Genomic DNA, 2,574 nt, shown 5'->3' on the forward strand with positions numbered 1-2,574 from the left:
GTGAAGACCGGCCAGATCGACAATCCCGACATCACCGAGGAATCGCGCCCGATTGACGTCTATCGCGAAACCCTGCCCAACGGCGTCAGCTACGACACGCTCGACTTGAATTCGAACTCGATCGGCGACAACACGCGCGAATTCGACGTGCCGCCTGGCCACTATTTCATGATGGGCGACAACAGGGACAATTCCGCCGACAGCCGTTTCACCGTCGGCTACGTTCCCGAGGAAAATCTGGTTGGCCGCGCCAATCTTGTTTTCTTCTCGATCGCCGGCAAGGCGAGCCCGCTCGAAATCTGGAAATGGCCGTCGCTGATGCGCGCTTCGCGCCTGTTCCACTTCGTCAATTGATGGCTTTGAAGCGCCCGACAGGCGAAACACTGGCCGGTTTGGTGAAGGCCAAGACCGGCCATGTCTTCACAGATCTGCGCTTGCTTGAGACCGCCTTGACGCATTCCAGTGCGGTCAAGGCGGCCAGCAACAATCAGCGCCTCGAATTCCTTGGCGACCGCGTGCTTGGGCTTGTCGTCGCCGACATGCTTTTCGAGAAATTTCCCGACGCGCCGGAGGGTGAGATCGCGCCACGCTTCAACGCGCTGGTGGATGCGCGGACATGCTCCGAGATCGGTATCGAAATGCAGCTCGAGGATCTGGTTCGGGCTGACGCTGCCTTGAAGATGCGGTCGCGTGGCTCGGGCGGAAACTATCTGGCGGATGCGGTCGAAGCTCTGATCGCGGCGGTTTATGTTGACGGTGGCATCGACGCCGCGCGGCGGTTTGTCCTGCGTTACTGGGAGCCGCGCTCGCGCACGGTCGTGGCAAAGCCGCTCAATCCGAAATCCGATTTGCAGGAATGGATTGCCAAGACCAGCGATGCGCGCCCCGAATATGTGATCGAAAAGCGCGAAGGCCCGGACCACCAGCCTGTCTTCACGGTGTCCTTGCAGGTCCGCGGCTTTGCGCCGATAAGCGGCACTGGCGGCTCCCGCAGGGCCGCGGAAGAAGCGGCGGCTTCGGCATTTCTTTTGCGCGAAGGCGTCTGGGTCGATACATCGACCCAAAAATCGGAGGGCGCGCGGCGCCCTAATGAAGGGAGCGCGGCATGACCGCCACCGAAGAGCCGGCAACGGAAGCTGCCCCCACGCATTCCGGCTTCGTCGCGCTGATCGGCGCGCCCAATGCGGGCAAGTCGACGCTGGTCAACCAGCTGGTCGGCGCCAAGGTGTCGATCGTCACGCACAAGGTGCAGACGACCCGCGCCATAGTGCGCGGCATCGCAACGCATGACAATGCGCAGATCGTTTTCGTCGACACGCCCGGCATCTTCAAGCCCAAGCGGCGGCTCGACACGGCGATGGTGACCACCGCCTGGGGCGGTGCCAAGGATGCCGATATCGTGCTGCTTTTGATCGACGCCGAGCGCGGCATCAGGGGCGACGCCGACGCCATTCTCGAGCGACTGAAGGATGTGCGCCAGCCGATGGTGCTGATCCTCAACAAGGTCGACCGGGTCAAGCACGAGGCGCTGCTGGCTTTGTCGGCGGCAGCGAACGAAAGGGTGCCGTTCAAGCGTACCTTCATGGTTTCGGCGCTGACCGGTTCCGGCTGCAAGGACGTTCTCGATTATCTGGCCGAGGCTCTGCCGGCCGGCCCCTGGTACTACCCGGAAGACCAGATCTCGGACCTGCCGATGCGCCAGCTCGCCGCCGAGATCACCCGCGAGAAGCTTTATCTCAGGCTTCATCAGGAACTGCCCTATTCTTCCCATATCGAGACCGAGAAATGGGAAGAGAAGCCGGATGGCTCGGTGCGCATCGACCAGACCATCTATGTCGAGCGCGACAGCCAGAAGAAGATCGTGCTCGGCCACAAGGGCGAGACCATCCGCGCCATCGGCCAGGCGGCGCGCATGGAGATAGCAGGCATCCTCGAACAGAAGGTGCACCTGTTCCTGTTCGTGAAGGTGCGCGAGAACTGGGGCGACGACCCCGAGCGCTACCGCGAAATGGGGCTTGAGTTCCCGCGCTAGGGCCTATGGACAGCAAGCCGAGCATCGACACGGCGCTTGTCAGCCGGCTGATCGCCACGCAGTTTCCCCGCTGGAAGAATCTTGCGGTCAGGCCGGTTGAATTTGGCGGCTGGGACAACAGGACTTTTCATCTCCGCGACGAGATGACCGTGCGGTTGCCGAGCGCGGCAGCCTATTCCCTGCAAGTGGAAAAGGAGCATCGCTGGCTGCCAAGGCTGGCGCCGCTGCTGCCGCTGCCGATCCCCGTGCCACTGGCGATGGGAGTGCCGGGTGGAACCTATCCCTGGCCTTGGTCAGTTTATGGCTGGATCGAAGGCGAGACGGCAAAGCGCGATCGGATCGCCAGCCTGTCGCAATTTGCGACCGACCTTGCCGCGTTCCTGGTCGCCTTGCAGCGGATCGATGCGACAGGGGGACCGGCGCCGGGACAGCACAATTTCTTTCGCGGCGGACCACTGAGCGTCTACGATGGCGAAGCCCGGCAAGCGATCGCAGCCCTCGACGGCAAGATCGATACGGACGCCGCCAGCGCGGTGTGGGAA

4 protein-coding genes are annotated in these 2,574 nt (G+C 62.6%); all 4 read left to right on the plus strand.

Features of this window, described 5'->3' with window-relative positions; all coding sequences use genetic code 11:
• A partial coding sequence (gene lepB, locus EN935_RS30655; protein WP_127373946.1) for a signal peptidase I occupies positions 1–354 on the plus strand: 354 nt, incomplete at its 5' end.
• A complete protein-coding gene (gene rnc / locus EN935_RS30660) occupies positions 354–1,109 on the plus strand; it encodes a ribonuclease III (RefSeq protein WP_127265622.1) in 756 nt (251 codons plus the stop codon). The genes lepB and rnc, both read left to right, overlap by 1 nt.
• Complete coding sequence (era, locus tag EN935_RS30665; RefSeq protein ID WP_126068544.1) at positions 1,106–2,032, plus strand: GTPase Era; 927 nt, start codon at positions 1,106–1,108, stop codon at positions 2,030–2,032. Before rnc ends, era begins: the two co-directional genes overlap by 4 nt.
• Before the next feature lie 5 nt (positions 2,033–2,037).
• A partial coding sequence (locus EN935_RS30670; protein WP_164771474.1) for a phosphotransferase occupies positions 2,038–2,574 on the plus strand: 537 nt, incomplete at its 3' end.

This window comes from Mesorhizobium sp. M7D.F.Ca.US.004.03.1.1, assembly GCF_003998635.1.
GTDB classification, from domain to species: Bacteria; Pseudomonadota; Alphaproteobacteria; order Rhizobiales; family Rhizobiaceae; genus Mesorhizobium; species Mesorhizobium loti.

Bases quoted from the DNA above. Each gene is read 5' to 3' on its own strand.
- rnc (WP_127265622.1), top strand. From the start codon at position 354: ATGGCTTTGAAGCGCCCGACAGGCGAAACACTGGCCGGTTTGGTGAAG.
- era (WP_126068544.1), top strand. From the start codon at position 1,106: ATGACCGCCACCGAAGAGCCGGCAACGGAAGCTGCCCCCACGCATTCC.